The sequence below is a fragment of the Halomonas shantousis genome, assembly GCF_054654615.1.
This window is the reverse complement of the sequence record NZ_BAAIER010000002.1, coordinates 2,361,923-2,378,950: the sequence shown is the minus strand read 5'-3', so window position 1 is coordinate 2,378,950 and position 17,028 is coordinate 2,361,923. Positions and strand designations below refer to the sequence as shown.

16 protein-coding genes are annotated in these 17,028 nt (G+C 61.4%); 11 read left to right on the top strand and 5 right to left on the bottom strand.

Annotated features, from left to right (window positions below; translation table 11 throughout):
• Positions 1–320: 320 nt before the first annotated feature.
• The 3 genes from purU (at position 321) to ACYQ12_RS11400 (ending at position 2,812) form a co-directional block, all read left to right on the top strand.
• Positions 321–1,175, top strand: a complete 855-nt coding sequence (gene purU, locus ACYQ12_RS11410) for a formyltetrahydrofolate deformylase (RefSeq protein ID WP_459871665.1) — start codon at positions 321–323, stop codon at positions 1,173–1,175.
• A gap of 120 nt (positions 1,176–1,295) precedes the next feature.
• Positions 1,296–1,967 (top strand): energy-coupling factor ABC transporter permease, encoded by a 672-nt coding sequence (locus ACYQ12_RS11405; protein ID WP_459871662.1) that lies wholly within the window; start codon positions 1,296–1,298, stop codon positions 1,965–1,967.
• Between the two features lie 269 nt (positions 1,968–2,236).
• Complete coding sequence (locus ACYQ12_RS11400; RefSeq protein WP_459871659.1) at positions 2,237–2,812, top strand: TMEM165/GDT1 family protein; 576 nt, start codon at positions 2,237–2,239, stop codon at positions 2,810–2,812.
• 71 nt (positions 2,813–2,883) lie between these two features.
• Here the strand turns inward: ACYQ12_RS11400 and dinB are convergent, their stop codons facing one another.
• The gene (dinB, locus tag ACYQ12_RS11395; RefSeq protein WP_459871656.1) at positions 2,884–3,930 is read right to left on the bottom strand and encodes a DNA polymerase IV; all 1,047 of its coding nucleotides are present in this window, start codon (positions 3,928–3,930) and stop codon (positions 2,884–2,886) included.
• Between the two features lie 9 nt (positions 3,931–3,939).
• Positions 3,940–4,584 (bottom strand): transcriptional repressor LexA, encoded by a 645-nt coding sequence (lexA, locus tag ACYQ12_RS11390; RefSeq protein ID WP_459871653.1) that lies wholly within the window; start codon positions 4,582–4,584, stop codon positions 3,940–3,942.
• Positions 4,585–4,794: 210 nt separating this feature from the next.
• On the opposite strand from lexA, the gene ACYQ12_RS11385 reads away from it, so the two are divergent.
• From ACYQ12_RS11385 to ACYQ12_RS11355, 7 genes are all read left to right on the top strand, one after another.
• A complete protein-coding gene (locus ACYQ12_RS11385; protein ID WP_459871650.1) occupies positions 4,795–5,454 on the top strand; it encodes a TetR/AcrR family transcriptional regulator in 660 nt (219 codons plus the stop codon).
• Positions 5,455–5,457: 3 nt separating this feature from the next.
• The gene (locus ACYQ12_RS11380; RefSeq protein WP_459871647.1) at positions 5,458–5,976 is read left to right on the top strand and encodes a L,D-transpeptidase family protein; all 519 of its coding nucleotides are present in this window, start codon (positions 5,458–5,460) and stop codon (positions 5,974–5,976) included.
• Between the two features lie 121 nt (positions 5,977–6,097).
• Positions 6,098–7,120, top strand: a complete 1,023-nt coding sequence (gene nagZ, locus ACYQ12_RS11375) for a beta-N-acetylhexosaminidase (protein WP_459871645.1) — start codon at positions 6,098–6,100, stop codon at positions 7,118–7,120.
• Positions 7,121–7,270: 150 nt separating this feature from the next.
• Positions 7,271–7,852, top strand: a complete 582-nt coding sequence (locus tag ACYQ12_RS11370; RefSeq protein ID WP_459871643.1) for a hypoxanthine-guanine phosphoribosyltransferase — start codon at positions 7,271–7,273, stop codon at positions 7,850–7,852.
• A gap of 14 nt (positions 7,853–7,866) precedes the next feature.
• Positions 7,867–8,598: an S-methyl-5'-thioinosine phosphorylase gene (locus ACYQ12_RS11365; protein WP_459871641.1), complete on the top strand. Its 732-nt coding sequence runs from the start codon at positions 7,867–7,869 to the stop codon at positions 8,596–8,598.
• 195 nt (positions 8,599–8,793) lie between these two features.
• Positions 8,794–9,897, top strand: coding sequence for an enoyl-CoA hydratase/isomerase family protein (locus tag ACYQ12_RS11360; RefSeq protein WP_459871639.1), 1,104 nt, complete (start codon positions 8,794–8,796; stop codon positions 9,895–9,897).
• 187 nt (positions 9,898–10,084) lie between these two features.
• The gene (locus ACYQ12_RS11355) at positions 10,085–10,651 is read left to right on the top strand and encodes a DJ-1 family glyoxalase III (protein ID WP_459871636.1); all 567 of its coding nucleotides are present in this window, start codon (positions 10,085–10,087) and stop codon (positions 10,649–10,651) included.
• Between the two features lie 51 nt (positions 10,652–10,702).
• Here ACYQ12_RS11355 and ppsR read toward each other — a convergent pair whose 3' ends face one another.
• A complete protein-coding gene (ppsR, locus tag ACYQ12_RS11350; RefSeq protein ID WP_459871633.1) occupies positions 10,703–11,536 on the bottom strand; it encodes a posphoenolpyruvate synthetase regulatory kinase/phosphorylase PpsR in 834 nt (277 codons plus the stop codon).
• 271 nt (positions 11,537–11,807) lie between these two features.
• On the opposite strand from ppsR, the gene ppsA reads away from it, so the two are divergent.
• Positions 11,808–14,183 carry a phosphoenolpyruvate synthase gene (gene ppsA, locus ACYQ12_RS11345; protein ID WP_459871631.1) on the top strand — a complete coding sequence of 792 codons (2,376 nt, stop codon included), beginning with the start codon at positions 11,808–11,810 and terminating at the stop codon, positions 14,181–14,183.
• Positions 14,184–14,265: 82 nt separating this feature from the next.
• On the opposite strand, the gene ACYQ12_RS11340 is transcribed toward ppsA, so the two are convergent.
• Positions 14,266–16,080: a glycerophosphodiester phosphodiesterase family protein gene (locus tag ACYQ12_RS11340; protein WP_459871628.1), complete on the bottom strand. Its 1,815-nt coding sequence runs from the start codon at positions 16,078–16,080 to the stop codon at positions 14,266–14,268.
• A gap of 361 nt (positions 16,081–16,441) precedes the next feature.
• Complete coding sequence (gene rraA, locus ACYQ12_RS11335) at positions 16,442–16,930, bottom strand: ribonuclease E activity regulator RraA (RefSeq protein WP_459871625.1); 489 nt, start codon at positions 16,928–16,930, stop codon at positions 16,442–16,444.
• Positions 16,931–17,028: the final 98 nt, after the last annotated feature.

Genomic DNA, 17,028 nt, shown 5'->3' with positions numbered 1-17,028 from the left:
GGCAGGAAGCGTAGAGGGGGGCGGGGACGGATACGGACGTGCACGCGGGGCTGGAACATCACTGACCTGGAATTGCGGTAAGACTTCACACTATACGGGATGTGACCGGGCTCTCACAACGCAGCCCCGGTACCGGCCGGACGAGCCTCGAGCGTGGCACGGCGGCAATACTGACGAACACCAAGCTAATCGCTACAATCATGCCCCCTTGGCGGTATTGCCGGTTGCAATAGCCGTTCGCTGTCGGCGGGTCCGACGTGATTTGCTGATCAGTCTGTCGTCGGATTCTTCATCCACCCTTTGTTATGGCGGTTGCTTGCATGTCTCATTCGTATCGTTTGGTCGTTTCCTGTCCTGACCGTGTAGGTATCGTATCGCGGGTTTCAGGCTTCATTGCCAGTCAGGGCGGCTGGATCACCGAAGCCAATCAGCATTCCGATCTGGCGACTGGACGTTTCTTCATGCGCTATGAGATTCAGGCCGACTCCCTCGGGCTGGATGCCGGGGGGGTGCGCGACGCCTTTGCGCCCATCGCCGACGAGTTCGAGATGAGCTGGGCGCTGACCGATACCACCTGTCGCAAGAGGATCGTGCTGCTGGTGTCCAAGGCCTCGCATTGTCTGGTGGACCTGCTGTACCGCTGGACTGCCGGGGAACTCGATGGCGATATCGTCGGCGTCATCTCCAACCATGACGACATGCGTTCACTGGTGGAGTGGCATGGCGTGCCTTATCACCATGTACCTGTCGACACCGACTATAAATCCAGCGCTTTTGCCGAGGTCGAGCGGCTGATCGACAACGCCGAGGCGGACACCATCGTGCTGGCGCGATACATGCAGATCCTGCCGCCGACGCTATGTCAGCGCTACGCGGGGCAAGTCATCAATATCCATCACAGCTTTCTGCCCTCGTTTGCCGGAGCGAAGCCGTATCATCAAGCTTACGAGCGAGGGGTGAAGCTGATCGGCGCGACCTGTCACTATGTGACGGAAGAGCTCGACGCAGGGCCCATCATCGAGCAGGACATTCATCGGGTGAGCCACTGTCACACGGCAGACGATCTGGTGCGCTTCGGTCGTGATGTCGAAAAGAGCGTCCTTGCACGTGGGCTGCGTTGGCACCTGCAGGATCGGGTCCTGATCCACGGCAATAAGACGGTAGTTTTTGCTTGAGTAAAATGGCGCCCGGATGGTTACGTAGTCCGAGCGCCAGCCGCTGCATGAGGCTGGATACATCTTCGTTGGTTGCCTGCGGCATCCGGGCAAGCCAAAGTGTCATGACTGAGTGACGACATGTCCTTTTCAACCCTCGTGCTGGCGCCATGGAGTCTCGTACTGGCGGCTCTGCTGGCTATCTTCTCCCTCACGCTGGCCGTCTGGCGTGTCCCCTGGAAAAAGCTGATGCAGAACCGGGGGCTCCAGCATCGTCTACTCGGAGCTTCAGTCAGCGTTCTGCTGCTATGGCAGCTACGTGCTCAGGCAGTGGACTGGCTGACCCTGCATCTCATACTGGCCACGCTGTTGACCCTGATCTTTGGCGCCCCTATGGCGCTGCTGTCGCTTGCCGCCGTCAACGTCGGCATGGTGCTGGTAGGCAAGGTCGACTGGCCGTTGCTGGGTATCAACTACCTTGTGACGGCGACAGTGCCCACACTGGTGGCGTACGGCATATGGCGCGGCGTCGATCGTTTTCTGCCCGACAATTATTTCATCTACGTCTTTCTCTGCGGCTTCTTCGGTGCCGCGTTGTCCCTGCTGGCTACCGGAATGACGGTCATCGCCTTTGCATGGCTGGGTAGCGATGAGCCCGAGGTTCATCATCAGGTTCGGGAATACGCCCTGTTCCTGCCCATGCTGTTGCCCTCCGAGGCGTTCATCACCGGCATGCTGTTGAGCATCATGGCAGCCTATCACCCTGACTGGGTGGCCACTTTCGACACGCATCGCTACTTCGATACCAAGTGATACCGCCGATGGGCTCGGTTGGCAGCCGCCAGCCGAGCGGGTATGATGCTCGCAGTTTTGGGGGAGTAGTCGCTTTCCATCTGCCAGATTCACGATTTCCTTCCTGGCAGGCGTCCATGAAAGGTTTGCGTCAACATATTTGGTTCGCTACGCGGCCCATGGCGTGAACAGCCGAAAGGCCTGACGAGACCCAGGACATCTCCCTGCCATCGGGGCTGGCGGCAGGTTGATGTTCTGGTCGCGGTATTGTCAGCCCTGAGGAGCCGTTGTTGGACGCCCTGTTGACTTCCGCACTTGCCGTCGGATTGGCCGAGATCGGTGACAAGACGCAACTGCTTGTCTTGCTGCTTGCCGCTCGTTTCATGCGTCCCTGGCCCATCTTCTGGGGCATGCTGAGCGCTACGCTGATCAACCACGGCGTTTCGGCCTGGTTGGGTGCCTCGCTGGCCAACGTCATCGACGAATCGACCCTGACGCTGGTCGTCGGGTTTGCCTTCGTGGCGATAGGGCTGTGGCTGTTGCGTCCCGATGACGAGGATGACCTCGATGCCGGGTCGGCCCTTCACGGCGTTTTCCTGACGTCCTTCGTCCTGTTTTCCCTGGCCGAGATCGGCGACAAGACGCAACTGGCGACAGTGCTGCTAGGGGCACGGTTCCATGACATGCTCGCGGTAACCGTGGGAACGACCCTGGCCATGATGATGGTCAATGCGCCCGTCCTCTGGGCAGGCAATCGTTTCTGCAAGAAACTACCGCTCAAGAGCATTCACTTCGGCGCGAGTATGATGTTCATCGCCATCGGGCTGTGGACGCTCGTCGTCCAATCCGGATGGCTGGTCTCCTGACGATCTCGGCTAGTCATCTGACGGCCTCGGCTAGTCATATAATACGGTCGGCTTGCCTGCCCCGGCAGAACCTAATCGAACAGTCCCAACTGCTGCGTGTCGCTTTGCGCCGCCAGTCTTACCCCGACGCCGAGCAGCCTGACGGGACGCTTGCCGCGTTGCCAGGCGTTTTCCATCAGCGGCAGGAACTCCTCCATCTCGACAACAAAGCCACGGCATTCCAGCGTCGTGCTGGTGAAATCGTCAAAGCGAACCTTGACGAACAGCTTGCTTGCCGCTGGGTTTCCATGCCGTGCCAGTCGCTCTGTCAAGCGCTCGACAAGGGGATGCAGCGCCTCCCGGCAAGCAGCCAGGCCGGGAAGGTCATGGGCGAACGTCGTCTCCACGCTGACCGACTTGCGCTCTCGCTCCACCTTGACGGGACGCTCATCGATACCGCGAGCCAGTTCGAACAGCCGGTAGCCGAACTTGCCAAAGCGCTCGTTCAAGGCCTCCAGGGTCCAGCGGCGTAGATCCGCACACGTGCGAATCTCCATGCTTTCCAGTTTCGCAGCGGTTGCGGGCCCTACGCCATGGAGTCGCTTCACCTCGAGCTGATTGATGAACTGCTCGACTCTGTCAGGCGTGATCACGAACAGGCCATCGGGTTTCTGCCAATCACTGGCTACCTTGGCCAGGAACTTGTTGGGAGCGACGCCGACGGAAACGGTGATGCCGGTCTGGGTAAGCACTTCCTGTTTCAACCAGTGCGCCATCCAGGTGGCGCTGCCATGCCAGCCGGTGACGGCGGAAACGTCGAGGTAGGCCTCGTCCAGAGAAAGCGGTTCGACCCAGGGGGTGAGAGCATGAAAGATGGCCTGGATCTGAGCGGACACGCTACGGTACTTGCCGAAATCCGGGGGCAGAAGCGTCAGGTGGGGACATAGACGCAGCGCCCTGGCAGTCGGCATCGCCGAATGGATGCCGAAAGCACGGGCTGGGTAGTTGCATGTCGCCACCACACCGCGCTGCGCAGGACTTCCTCCGATGGCCAGTGGAACATGGCGCAGGCCCGGATCATCGCGCATCTCCACTGCGGCATAGAAGCAGTCGCAATCGGCATGGAGGATCTTGCGCATCGTTGCGGATCAGTGCAGGCCCTTGCCGTCTCCACCACGGATCACGCCGACGCCCAGGCCTTCGATTTCCAGCTGCTGGTGTCGCAAGTCGATCTCGATGGGGGCAAAGTCGGCATTTTCCGCGATTAGCCAGACATGGTGTCCCTGGCGCTTGAAGCGTTTGACCGTGACATCGTCCTCGAGGCGCGCCACGACGATCTGGCCGTTCTGCACGCGCTGGGTGCGATGCACCGCCAGCAAGTCGCCATCGAAGATGCCGACATCCTTCATCGACAGGCCGCGCACGCGCAGAAGGTAGTCGGCCCGTGGCGTGAAGTAATCGGGAGGCAGCGGGCAGTGGCGGTCGATGTGGGCGGCGGCGAGAATGGGGCTGCCGGCGGCGACTTCGCCAATGATGGGTAGCCCCTGATCATTGGCGGCAGTGAGGGCCTCCGCTTCCGGCGCTGCCAGGCGTATGCCTCGAGAAGTGCCGGGAATCATGCGAATCACGCCCTTGCGATCCAGCGCACGCAGATGCTCTTCCGCGGCGTTGGGAGAGCGAAACCCCAGTGCCCGTGCGATTTCAGCCCGCGTCGGGGGGTAGCCGAATTCATTCATGGTCTTGACGATGAAGTCATAGACGTTTTGCTGGCGCGGCGTGAGCGGGCGGGACATGCAACCTCCGCGGAGTTGTGTGGAGAGCTGGAAGTGTTCAAGCGTACAGTATGGGATTGTATCCAGTATTTGCGCGGCTGCAACTGCTTCCTGTCGCGTATCGGCGGCAAGCAGGGGGCGTTTAATTGCGACATTGAGGGAAAATCGCCGATCGCGTAGAATCGAAGGGCGTTTAAAACAACTGTTTATGCTGGGAAGCGAGGCATCCCCATGGCTCAGACCGATACCGTGACGCGCATCCTGGACACTGCCGAAGTGCTTTTTGCCGAGCGCGGGTTTGCCGAAACGTCATTGCGCAACATCACCAGCAAGGCCAAGGTGAATCTGGCTGCGGTGAACTACCATTTTGGCTCGAAGAAATCGTTGATTCAGGCGGTCTTTGCTCGCTATCTCGACCCCTTCACCGAGCGTTTTCATGCTGCCCTGGACACTCTCGAGGCCCGCCATCCCGATGGTGTGATTCCCCTTGAAGTGTTGCTGGAAACCATGGCGCGCAGCGTACTCGAGGTACCTGCCGAGCGAAACAGCCTGAAGGTGTTCATGCGTCTGCTGGGGCTTGCCTATACCCAGGCGCAAGGGCATCTGCGCCGCTATATCCAGGAGCACTACGGCAGTGTCTTTGCGCGTTTCACGGCGCTGGTGCGACGTGCGACGCCCGACCTGCCGGATGGCGAACGTTTCTGGCGCCTGCACTTCATGCTGGGATCGGTGATTTTCACCTTCTCCGGTCTCGATGCGCTGCGCGATATCGCCGAGAAGGATTTTGGCGAGCATGTCAGCGTACGCGAGCTGATCCGGCGTCTGCGTCCGGTGGTGGTCGCGGGTATGACGGCTCCCTTGCCGACTACCGAAATCAAGCAGGCGGGGTGAGCGATGCGAGCCCCCTGCCTGAGACAGTTGCCTCCCGAACAGGGAGTCTGGCTGGAAATCGATGTGACTCAGCAGCAACTCTGCGTGTGGCAGGGGCGCGAAGCTCAGGTCCGGTATGCGATCTCGACGGCGGCGGCGGGGGCAGGGCAGCGTGAAGGCAGCGGTCAGACCCCGCTGGGCTGGCATTATGTCCGGGCCGCCATTGGTGCAGGTCAGCCCGTCGGCAGCGTGTTCCGCGGGCGTCGTCCTACCGGCGAGATCTACAGCGCGTCGTTGGCGCAGGCCAATCCTCACCGCGACTGGATACTGACGCGCATCCTGTGGCTTTGCGGACTGGAGCGTAGCGTGAATCGCGGTGGTGAGAATGACAGCCAGCGACGCTATATTTATCTGCATGGCACGCCACCCAGCGAGCCGATGGGTGTTGCCGCTTCGCACGGCTGCGTTCGCCTGCGCGATGAAGATCTGCTGGAGGTCTTTGAGCGGGCCGGGCCTGGGACGCCTGTCTGGCTGCATCTCTAGAGCTCCGGCATTTCAGCATGGGCCGCGTTGCTGCCAGGACGAAATGCCATGGACCCCGATCCTCTGTTATGGTCCGGACGGCTCGATTAGAATTCTTTTTTCATATTCCAGGAACGTGACGATGACCCAACCTCTCGGGCCGGTAATGCTGGATCTGGAAGGCATTACCTTGACGCAGGAAGAGCGGCAGCTACTGGCGCGTCCCGAAGTCGGCGGCGTCATCCTGTTTGCCCGCAACACGCAGAGCGCGGAGCAGGTACAGGCACTCAGCCGGGCCATACGCGAGATTCGCCCTGACATTCTGCTGGCGATCGATCAGGAAGGAGGGCGAGTGCAGCGTCTGCGCGAAGGGGTGACCCGCTTGCCGCCAGCGGCACATTTCGGAGCGCTTTATCAGGCAGCGCCGGAGGAGGCTCTCTCCTTGACCCAGGACGCGGGATGGCTTCTTGGCATGGAAATGGCGGCGTGCGGGCTGGATCTGTCGTTCGCGCCGGTACTCGACATCGATGATCATGCCTCGCCTGCCATCGGCAACCGCAGTTTCGCGCCCGATCCGCAGGCGGTCAGCGCTCTGGCAGGCGCCTTCGTCGATGGGTTGCATGAGGCGGGGATGGTGGCCGTTGGCAAGCATTTCCCGGGCCATGGCGGTGTCGGTGTCGACTCGCATCTGGCACTGCCGGAAGATCCGCGCCCGCTTGACGAGTTACGTGTGCGCGATCTGGTGCCTTTTGTGGCACTGGCGTCACGCCTGGACGGGATCATGCCGGCGCATGTGGTCTTTTCCGCCTTCGATCGGCGACCGGCCGGCTTTTCACCGAGCTGGCTGGGTATGCTGCGTGAGGAATTGGCCTTCAAGGGCGTGATATTTTCCGACGATCTGTCGATGGCCGGCGCTCATGTCGCGGGTGGTCCCGCCGAGCGGGCCCTGGCGGCTCTGACGGCAGGATGCGACATGGTTCTGGTGTGCAACGACCGCCAGGCGGCGCTGGAAGTGGTCGAGGCCTGCTCGGATCGCCACTCCCGACGCCTGGGCAAGCTGCGCTATGCACGGGCCCGGCCGGGCCTGGAGACGCTGCCGGCCCTGACCCGCTGGCGCCGGACCCATGCGCGCCTGCTGGCCATGTCCGAGGAAATGCCCGAATAGCCCGGTAGGCGCCCCGATCGCCGGGCGTTGATCCTCGAACGACAAGACGCTAGGGTGCCGCTGACGCTGCCATGGGTCGCTAGCCGCTTTCATCATCCCGGGGCCACATCATCGTGGCACCCGCTCCAGCCGTGATAAACCAAGAGTCCGATGACTACACAAGCTTCTCCCGTTTGCCATGAATCCCTGGCCACCATGCGTGATGTCATGGCCCACGCCGACTGTTTGATCTCCCAGGAGGAAGTCGAGACCGCTCTCGATCGGATGGCGCAATCCATCACCGCCAATCTGGGTGACAAGATGCCGGTATTCTATTGCGTCATGAATGGCGGCCTGATCACGACCGGGCATCTTCTGACGCGTCTGGGGTTCCCTCTTGAAGTCGATTACCTGCACGCGACCCGCTACCGCGGTGGCCTGCGTGGCGGAGAACTGTTCTGGCGGGTATCGCCCGAGATTCCCATGGCGAACCGGCATGTGGTCATCGTCGATGACATTCTCGACGAGGGTGCGACACTGGCGGCGATCCTCGAATACTGCCGAGACGCCGGTGCGGCTAGCATCTCGACGGCGGTACTGGTCGACAAGCGTCATGATCGCAAGGCGGTGCCCGGCCTCAAGGCCGACTATTGTAGTCTGGAAGTCGCCGATCGCTACGTGTTCGGTTTCGGTATGGATTACAAGGGCTACTGGCGTAATGCGCCGGGGATCTTCGCTCCAAAGGGGTTGTAAGGCGGGAGAACGCCATGCTGGCAATCATTGGCGGTACCGGCTTGACCGAAATGGAGGGACTGGAAGTCATCAGGCGTCACTCGTCGGAGACGCCGCTGGGCGCTGCGTCGGCGGGTGTCGTGCACGGTGCGATCGGCGATCAGGAGCTGCTGTTCCTGTCGCGTCACGGGCATACCCATAAGCTGCCGCCGCATCGGATCAACTACCGAGCCAACCTCTGGGCACTGAAGAATGCCGGAGCGACACGTATCGTCGGTGTCACCGCGGTAGGCGGTATCGATCCGGCGCTGGCCCTTGGATCGCTGGTGCTGCCTGATCAATTGGTCGATTACACGGTGGGGCGTGAGTCGACCTACTTCGATGGACGCTACAAGCCGTTCAGGCACGTCGATTTTTCCTGGCCCTATACGGCGTCGCTGCGCGAGACCATTCGTGAAGCAGCGCAGCGGGCCGGCGAATCCCTGCACGAAAGAGGCGTGTATGGCTGCACGCAGGGGCCGCGCCTGGAAACCGTGGCCGAAATCGTCTGCATGGCTCGGGACGGCTGCACGCTGGTAGGCATGACGGGCATGCCCGAAGCCGTGCTGGCACGTGAACTCGAGATCCCCTATGCCTGTCTGGCCCTGGTGATCAATCCGGCTGCCGGTGTCGTCGAGCGCGAAATAGCGGAAGCCGAGGTCGATGCCGCCCTGGCCGGCGGCATCGCGCGCGTCAGACACATCGTCCATACGATGCTCGAGAGCTGAATCGCTGAAAATGGCGCCAGGCATAAACGGCATTCGATGAATTTCGTCGGATGCCGTTTCCCGGTACCCGACTGTTTGATCGGCCAACGTTTCTTCGCTTGTCGGCTTGCTGGGACAGGAACTAAGTTCAATAGCAAGGCAGGACGGAGCAAGGCAGTATCTTCTCTTGCACGGACAATGAAGACGGGAGCTGTAATGAGCACACTACCGGTGCTGTTCGATGAACTGCCCGCTCGGGAAGGCGGATATATCGGCGTGGCGACGCTCAATGCGCCGCGCTCGCTCAACGCACTGTCGCTGGAGATGATCCAGACGTTGCACGCCAGACTGGAGGCATGGGCGGCCGATCGCTCGATTGCCTGCGTATGGCTTGAAGGCGCTGGCGACAAGGCGTTCTGTGCCGGAGGGGACATCGTTTCCCTGTATCGGGCCATGACCGAGTACAGTGGAGGGGAAAGCGCCTTTGCCGAGACTTACTTCACCGCCGAGTATCAGCTTGATCACTATCTTCACTGCTACCCCAAGCCCCTGATCGTCTGGGGCGATGGCATCGTCATGGGAGGTGGCCTGGGATTGATGGCAGGCGGCAATCAGCGGATCGCGACCGAGACCACGCGAATGGCCATGCCGGAGATCAGCATCGGGCTGTACCCCGACGTCGGGGCCAGCTGGTTTCTGAGCCGCATGCCCACGGGGATAGGCTTATACTTGGGGCTGACCGGCGCCCAGTTCAACGGGCGCGACGCCATCGCGCTGGGGCTGGCGGACAGATTGATACCCGGCGAGCGGCGCAATGCCGTGCTCAGTGCCCTGGAGGAGGCCGACCTGCGTCATCCGGAGGCCAAGGTGCGCCATGTGCTGGCGGAATTCGAGGCGCGTGAGGCCATGCCCGAGGGGCAGGTCATGCCGCGCATCGATGTGTTGCAGGCACTGACCGATGGCAGTGACGTGGCCACGGTGGTCAGGCGTATTCTTGCCGATACCCGTGACGATGCCTGGTTGACCGCCAACCGGGAGCGTCTCGCTGCAGGCTGCCCCACGACGGCACATCTGGTGTGGCACATGCAAAAGCGTCACCGTCACAGTCGGCTGGCCTGCGCTTTTCGCGACGAGCTCAATCTGTCGGTACAGTGTTGTCGGCACACCGAACTTGCCGAAGGGGTGCGGGCACTGCTGATCGACAAGGACAAGGCACCCCACTGGGCCTATCCCGACGTTGCCAGTGTCACGGCCTCATACATCGATGGCTTCTTCTTGCCCTTGTGGAGTTCCGATGAGCATCCGCTGGCGGAGCTGTAGGCCTGTGCGAAAACGCCTGCGCTTGGCCATGCTGCATTAGGTACCCGCCCGTGCGAGCCCGGTCTGCCTTCGCTCGTCGATCTTGCGAACATCCTGGCAGCGCCGGGTCTGGGCCGTGAAAGCTGACGTAGCCGAGGACAGGCCACTACGCTTGACGAGTCGAGCGTCCACTGCGAGGAGGAACCTGATGCCGCATGTACTGTTGCCCATTGCTCATGGCAGTGAAGATATCGAGACCGTGACCCTGATCGACGTGCTTCGCCGCGCTGAAGTCGAGGTCTGCGTGGCCTCGGTAGAAGACGAGGAGACCGTCACGCTGGCGCGGGGCAGTCGCTTGGTGGCCGATGTCAGGCTCAACTCGCTGCGCGAGGATCAAGTCTACGATCTGATCGTGTTGCCGGGCGGCATGCCGGGAGCCGAGCGCTTGCGGGACTGCCAGGCGCTGCGCGGCTTCCTGACCCGCCAGCAGGAAGAGGGGCGCTGGATCGGCGCGATCTGCGCGGCGCCCGGTGTGGTGCTGGCGGCTTACGACATGGTTCGGGAGCGGGCGGTGACAGGCTTTCCGGCTTTCCAGACGCCTCTCGAGGATGCCGGCGGGCGCTTGGCCCACATGGCCGTGGTGGAGGACGGCCGGCTGATTACCAGTCAGGGACCGGGTACGGCCCTGACCTTTGCGCTGCACCTGGTGCGCCGTCTGGTCGATGACGCCACGGCACGCCGCATTGCCGACGCGATGCTGGTGGACTTTACCTGAGCCGCGACTCCCGTCTTGCTTGTGTCGCTATCCTCCGACGGCACAAGACGATCAGCGCGAGCCGAAGCGCCGTTGCAGGCCGGTCTCGGCGATCATGCGCGTGGATATCTCCTCGATCGAGAAACGTGTCGTATCGATATAGGGAATATGCGCGCGCCGATAGAGCGCCTCGGCCTGCTGCACTTCCAGCATGCACTGATCCAGAGAGCAGTAGCGGCTATTGGGTCGCCTCTCGGTACGTATCGCGGCAAGCCGGCGCGGATCGATGGTCAACCCGAACAGCTTGTGCCGATAGGGGGCCAGAGATGCGGGCATCTTCAGCGTGCCGTTCTCGTCCTGGTCGTCTTCGGTGAGAGGGTAGTTGGCGGCTCGCACACCGAACTGCAGTGCCAGATACAGCGACGTGGGCGTCTTGCCGCAGCGGGACACCCCGACCAGGATGATGTCCGCCTTGTCGTACTGGTGGGTCCGCGCACCATCGTCATTATCGAGAGCGAAGTTGACCGACTCGATGCGGTGCATGTAGACATCGTCGTGACCGATGGCGTGGGTGCGGCCCACGGTGTAGGAGGAGTGGGCGCCGAGTTCTTCCTCCAGCGGGGCGAGGAAGGTCGAGAAGATGTCGACCTTGAAGCCCGGCGACTGCGAGATGATGTCGCGAATCGACTGGTCGAGGATCGTGTCGATGATGATCGGTCTCGCACCATCGCGTACGGCAGTCGACTCGATGATGGCCACCAGGGAGCGTGCCTTGTCGGGAGTGTCGATGTAGGGTTTGGTGATCAATTGGAGATCGATGTTCTCGAACTGAGCCAGCAGACTGCGGCCCAGCGTTTCGGCGGTGATGCCGGTACCATCGGAAATGAAGAAGGCGGTGCGGGTCATCGAACTCTCGCTTGGGAATGGCTGACATCTCATTGTCGGTGTTGTGGGCGGGTCAGGCAATGCAGGGTCGCGTCTCACTACACAAGCGGAGGAAAACGACCATTTGTTGTAAAAATACTCCAACCCCTTCGCTATTAGACCAATGGCGAATACCCGGGGTGGCTGTTAGGGTGAAGGCACTCACCATACGTGACGCAGCGAGCCTGTCACCGGGCCGTACTGCGAGCATGGATGCACCTTGTTACCTTAATGAGCCTGATAGGGGGTCTTCTTGGAACAGTACATTGTCTGGTTCGACCAGCTCGGTATGGGCGACGTCGACCGCGTCGGTGGCAAGAACGCCTCGCTTGGCGAGATGATTTCCAACCTGGCCGATGCCGGCGTTACGGTACCGGGTGGCTTTGCCACGACCGCATATGCCTATCGTCAGTTTCTTGCCCACGAAGGGCTCAATGAACGGATCAATGCCGAGCTCGATGCACTGGATGCCGATGACGTTCACGCCCTGGTGGCCACCGGGGAGCGCATTCGCCGCTGGGTCATCGAGACGCCGCTGCCTCCCGAGTTCGAGAATGCGCTGCGTGATGCCTACGGTCAGCTCCAGGTCAAGCACCCCAATCTCAAGGTGGCGGTACGTTCCTCGGCAACCGCCGAGGATCTGCCCGATGCCTCTTTCGCCGGGCAGCAGGAAACCTTCCTGAACATCGATGGCTTCGACAACATCAAGCGCGCGGTACATGAAGTCTTCGCTTCGTTGTTCAACGACCGTGCCATCTCCTATCGCGTGCATCGCGGTTACGACCATGCTCAGGTGGCGCTGTCCGCCGGCGTTCAGAAGATGGTGCGCTCCGAGACGGCGTCCAGCGGCGTGATGTTCACCCTGGACACGGAATCCGGCTACCGCGATGCGGTCTTCGTCACCGGCTCCTGGGGGCTGGGCGAAACGGTGGTGCAAGGGGCGGTCAACCCTGACGAGTTCTACGTGCACAAGCCGACCCTGGCGGCGGGCAAGCCCGCGGTACTGCGCCGCACGCTGGGTTCCAAGCTGATCAAGATGGTCTATACCGATGACGCCTCCGCCGGACGCTCCGTGGCGACGGTGGATGTGCCCCTGGCGGATCGCTCACGCTTTTGTCTGTCCGATGAGGATGTCATGGCCCTGGCGCGCCAGGCGGTGATCATCGAACAGCACTACGGGCGTCCCATGGATATCGAGTGGGCCCGCGATGGCGATGACGGTCGGCTTTACATCGTGCAGGCGCGTCCCGAGACGGTGGTATCGAACGTTGAAGGCGGTGTGCTGGAGCGCTTCCAGCTCAAGGAGAAGGGGCGGCTGCTGGTCACCGGACGCGCCATCGGCCAGCGTATCGGTCAGGGAGCCGTCAAGGTGATCATGAGCCCCGACGAGATGGACAAGATCCAGCCGGGGGATGTTCTGGTCACCGACATGACGGACCCCGACTGGGAGCCGGTCATGAAACGCGCCTCGGCCATCGTCACCAACCGGGGGGGACGCACCTGCCACGCTGCGATCATCGCGCGCGAATTGGGGATTCCCGCCGTGGTGGGCTGTACCGATGCCACTCAGGCATTGGAGGAGGGCCGCGAGGTGACGGTGTCCTGCGCCGAGGGCGACGCCGGTCATGTCTATGCCGGACTGCTGGATTTCGAGTGCCAGACCTCCAGTGTCGACACGATGCCGGAGATTCCCTTCAAGATCATGATGAACGTCGGCAATCCCGACCGCGCCTTTGGCTTCGCCAGCCTGCCGAACGCCGGTGTCGGTCTGGCCCGTCTGGAGTTCATCATCAATCGCATGATCGGCGTACACCCCAAGGCGCTGCTGGAATACGCCACGCTACCGGCCGATCTGAAGCAGATCATCGATGTGCGCACGGCCGGCTATGCCGATCCGGTGAGTTTCTATGTCGATCGCCTGGTGGAAGGTATCTCGACGCTGGCGGCATCCTTCTATCCCAAGCGGGTCATCGTGCGGCTCTCGGATTTCAAGTCCAACGAGTACGAGAACCTGATCGGCGGCAAGCTCTACGAGCCGGGCGAAGAGAATCCGATGCTTGGCTTCCGTGGGGCATCACGCTATATCTCCGAGTCGTTCCGCCCATGCTTCGAGCTGGAGTGTCAGGCGCTCAAGCGGGTCCGTGACGAGATGGGGCTCGACAACGTCGAGGTCATGGTGCCGTTCGTGCGGACTCCTGACGAGGGGCGCGAAGTGGTCGAGCTAATGGCTGCCAACGGTCTCAAGCGCGGCGACAACGGGCTCAAGATCATCATGATGTGCGAGCTCCCGGCCAATGCGTTGTTGGCGGAAGAGTTTCTCGAATATTTCGACGGCTTCTCGATCGGCTCCAACGACCTCACGCAGCTGACCCTGGGGCTGGATCGCGATTCCGGCATCGTCGCGCACCTGTTCGATGAGCGAAACCCGGCGGTCAAGAAGCTGCTGGCCATGGCCATCGCTGCATGCAAGGTGCAGGGCAAGTACGTCGGGATCTGCGGACAAGGGCCTTCGGATCATCCGGAGCTGGCCAAGTGGCTCATGGAGCAGGGCATCGACTCCGTTTCCCTGAATCCGGACGCGGTGCTGGAAACCTGGTTCATGCTGGCGGGAGAGTCGCCGTCCAGCTGAGCCCTGCCGGCTTACCACGCCTACGCCCCCGGCTTGTCCGGGGGCTTTTTTTTTGCTTCATCGCGCTTAACGATAGCCGGGCTCAGTTGCGCAGCCAATTGCGCAGCTTGACGAGCAGCAGCTCACCGTCCGTCAGTGACTGACGCTCGTCGAGGAGGTCCGCCAAGGCATCGGGACGGTCGGTGATGATATTGTCGACGCCCATGTCGACATAACGTGACATGGCGCCTGTATCGTTGACCGTCCAGACATGCAGTTCACGGCCACTTCGATGGACATCGCGCACGGTGTCCGGTGTCGCCTGGGTATGACGCAGGCCGATGATGTCGGCATCGGTAGTGAAAAGGGCTCCGGGCAGCAGGAACTGCAGGAAGAGCGTCGTGCGCACTTCCGGAGCCAGTCGTTCCACTTCGTTGATCACGGCGGGATCGAGTGAGGCAATCACCGAGCTGTCGAGAATGTCGTGCTGACGCAGCCGGGCGATGACCGCTTCCGCGAGGCGGGTGGTTTCGCCCTGGTCGGGCTTGAGTTCCACATAGAGGTCGACGCGTCCTTGGCTGAGTTCGATGGCTTCTTCGAAGGTGGCGAGACGCTCGCCGATGAAGGCATCGCCGAACCAGCTGCCGACATCGGTCTCCCTCACTTCATCAAGCGTCAGTTCGCGCAGGTCCTGATCGAAACCGGTAAGACGCCGCAGATTGCGGTCGTGGGACAGCACGATATTACCGTCCTTCAGCAAGCGCACATCCATTTCGATGTAATCGGCTCCATCGGCTATGGCCTGCTCGATGGCTGCCAGGGTGTTTTCAGGTGCCTTCATGGAACTGCCGCGATGCGCCGTAACGGTCACATCGTCACGTAGCTCGAAGCCGCCGAGCACCAGCGCTGCCTGAGTGACGGCGAACAGCAGCAACAGCAGTTCGGCTCCCCACGCCAGCAATCCCGAGCGCTGCGATGCCGGCGGTGCGTGAAAATCGGGCGTGATGCCGCTGAGCCGATGGAACAGATTGATGACCAACAGGCTGTTGGCGGCAATACCGAGGAAGGTGATGGCCAGTGTCGAGACGATGTAGAGGGCGAGATAGACGACCATGGCGGGTACCAGGACACTGACATGATCGGGCAGGCGGCTCAGCAGTGGCTCGCCCACGGCATCGAAGATGAAGGTGAATGCCACCGGAAGCATCGCCACGCAGAGGGCGACGCCGACAACGAGGGGGGCGATGCGGCGCCGTCTTCCGCGGGTCAATTCCCGGCTGTGCTTCAAGGCGGCAATCGGGCCGAGCCCCTCGAACATCATGGCCGGCAGGGCCAGAAACCAGCGAAAGTAGAGCCAGGCATTCAGCAGTACCGCCAGAGTGAGGAAAGGCACGGCCACGCTCAGGAAACCCCAGAAAGCCGGCGGCTTCAGGTGCACCAAGGCATACAGCTCCTGGCTGCCGAGCAGGACGTCATAGGCTTGGCTGAGTATCAGCACAATGGGAATCGTCAGCAGGAAATGTCCACTGACCTGAATGAAGGTCAGGGCGGTCAGAGGAACGAAGCGTCGAATCACCTGGATCATGGCACTGATTGCCATGCGGTAGCGTCCCCCCGCCGAGTTGGCCAGCGTCAGCATCATTCCCGCCTGTTGCAGAAAGATGATCAAGAAGCTGAAACTGACGGCGACGATCAACCATGCCAGTCCGGCAGGGGATAAAGCCACTTCGAGTATCTGCCCGTTGCTGAGTATGGGGCGGCCGATATGACGGAGCAACTTGGCCAGCGTCCAGGCCGAGAAGGGCACCCATATCGCCGTCGCCAGCAGGGTGAAGAAGAGGTGGAAGATCAGCAGTGATCGTGCATGAGCCCGCAATTGGGAAAGGATATCGGCGAGAAGCGAGCGGGATGCAATCATGGCTACCTGTCAGCAGAGGTTTATCGGTAGCGTCTCATTGTGTCGATAGTGTGACAACACATGGCGATGTTTTCTGGCGGCAGTGCGATGTTTTCTGGCGACAGTGCGATGAGTTCTGCGTGGTATCATTGCCATGAAAAAGGCCTGCGTCGAAGCGCAGGCCGGCCATGCATCATGCAGGGAGGAAGAAGCGACCTGGCAGGCAGAGAAAGCGCTCTTGGGCGTTGTACGAAAACTGCCTACACACGGGCCATACGGCATTAAAAATCAGCTCAAAGTGCTCATTTACCTCTCGTAAACTCCGCCTTTTCGCTGCTTTTTGTCTTGCCTGACCATCGCTCGCCGACTTTTCGTATATAGCCTAGTGCTCGAGAGGCAGACGTTCCCTGGCGACCAGAATACCGTTGTTGTCGGCATAGACCCATTGCCCCGGTACAAAGGTGACGCCGGCGAATGTGACTTCGATATCGCGCTGGCCTTCGCCGCGTTTCTCGCTCTTGCGCGGGTGGGTACCGAGGGCCTGGACGCCAAGCTCGGTTTCGGCCAGGACATCGACATCCCGTACGCAGCCATACATGATCACGCCAGACCAGCCATTGTCGGCCGCCTGGGCGGCAAGCATGTCGCCGAGCATGGCGCAGCGCAGCGATCCCCCGGCGTCCACCACCAGTACGGCACCTTCACCGGGTTCAGCGACGGCTTCCTTCACCTTCGAGTTGTCCTCGAAGCATTTCACGGTGCGCACCGGGCCGCAGAAGGCTTCGCGCCCCCCCAGATTGACGAAGATAGGATCGAGCGCCTCGACATCGGGGTGTGCATCGCAGATGTCGGGCGTGACGATATGGGACATGGGACTCTCCTTGAACGGTGGGATTCGATCATGCCACAACCGGAAGCGCTGAGAATGCTCCCTTCGGCTATTGGCGTGAGCCGGATGCCCCGGCTAGC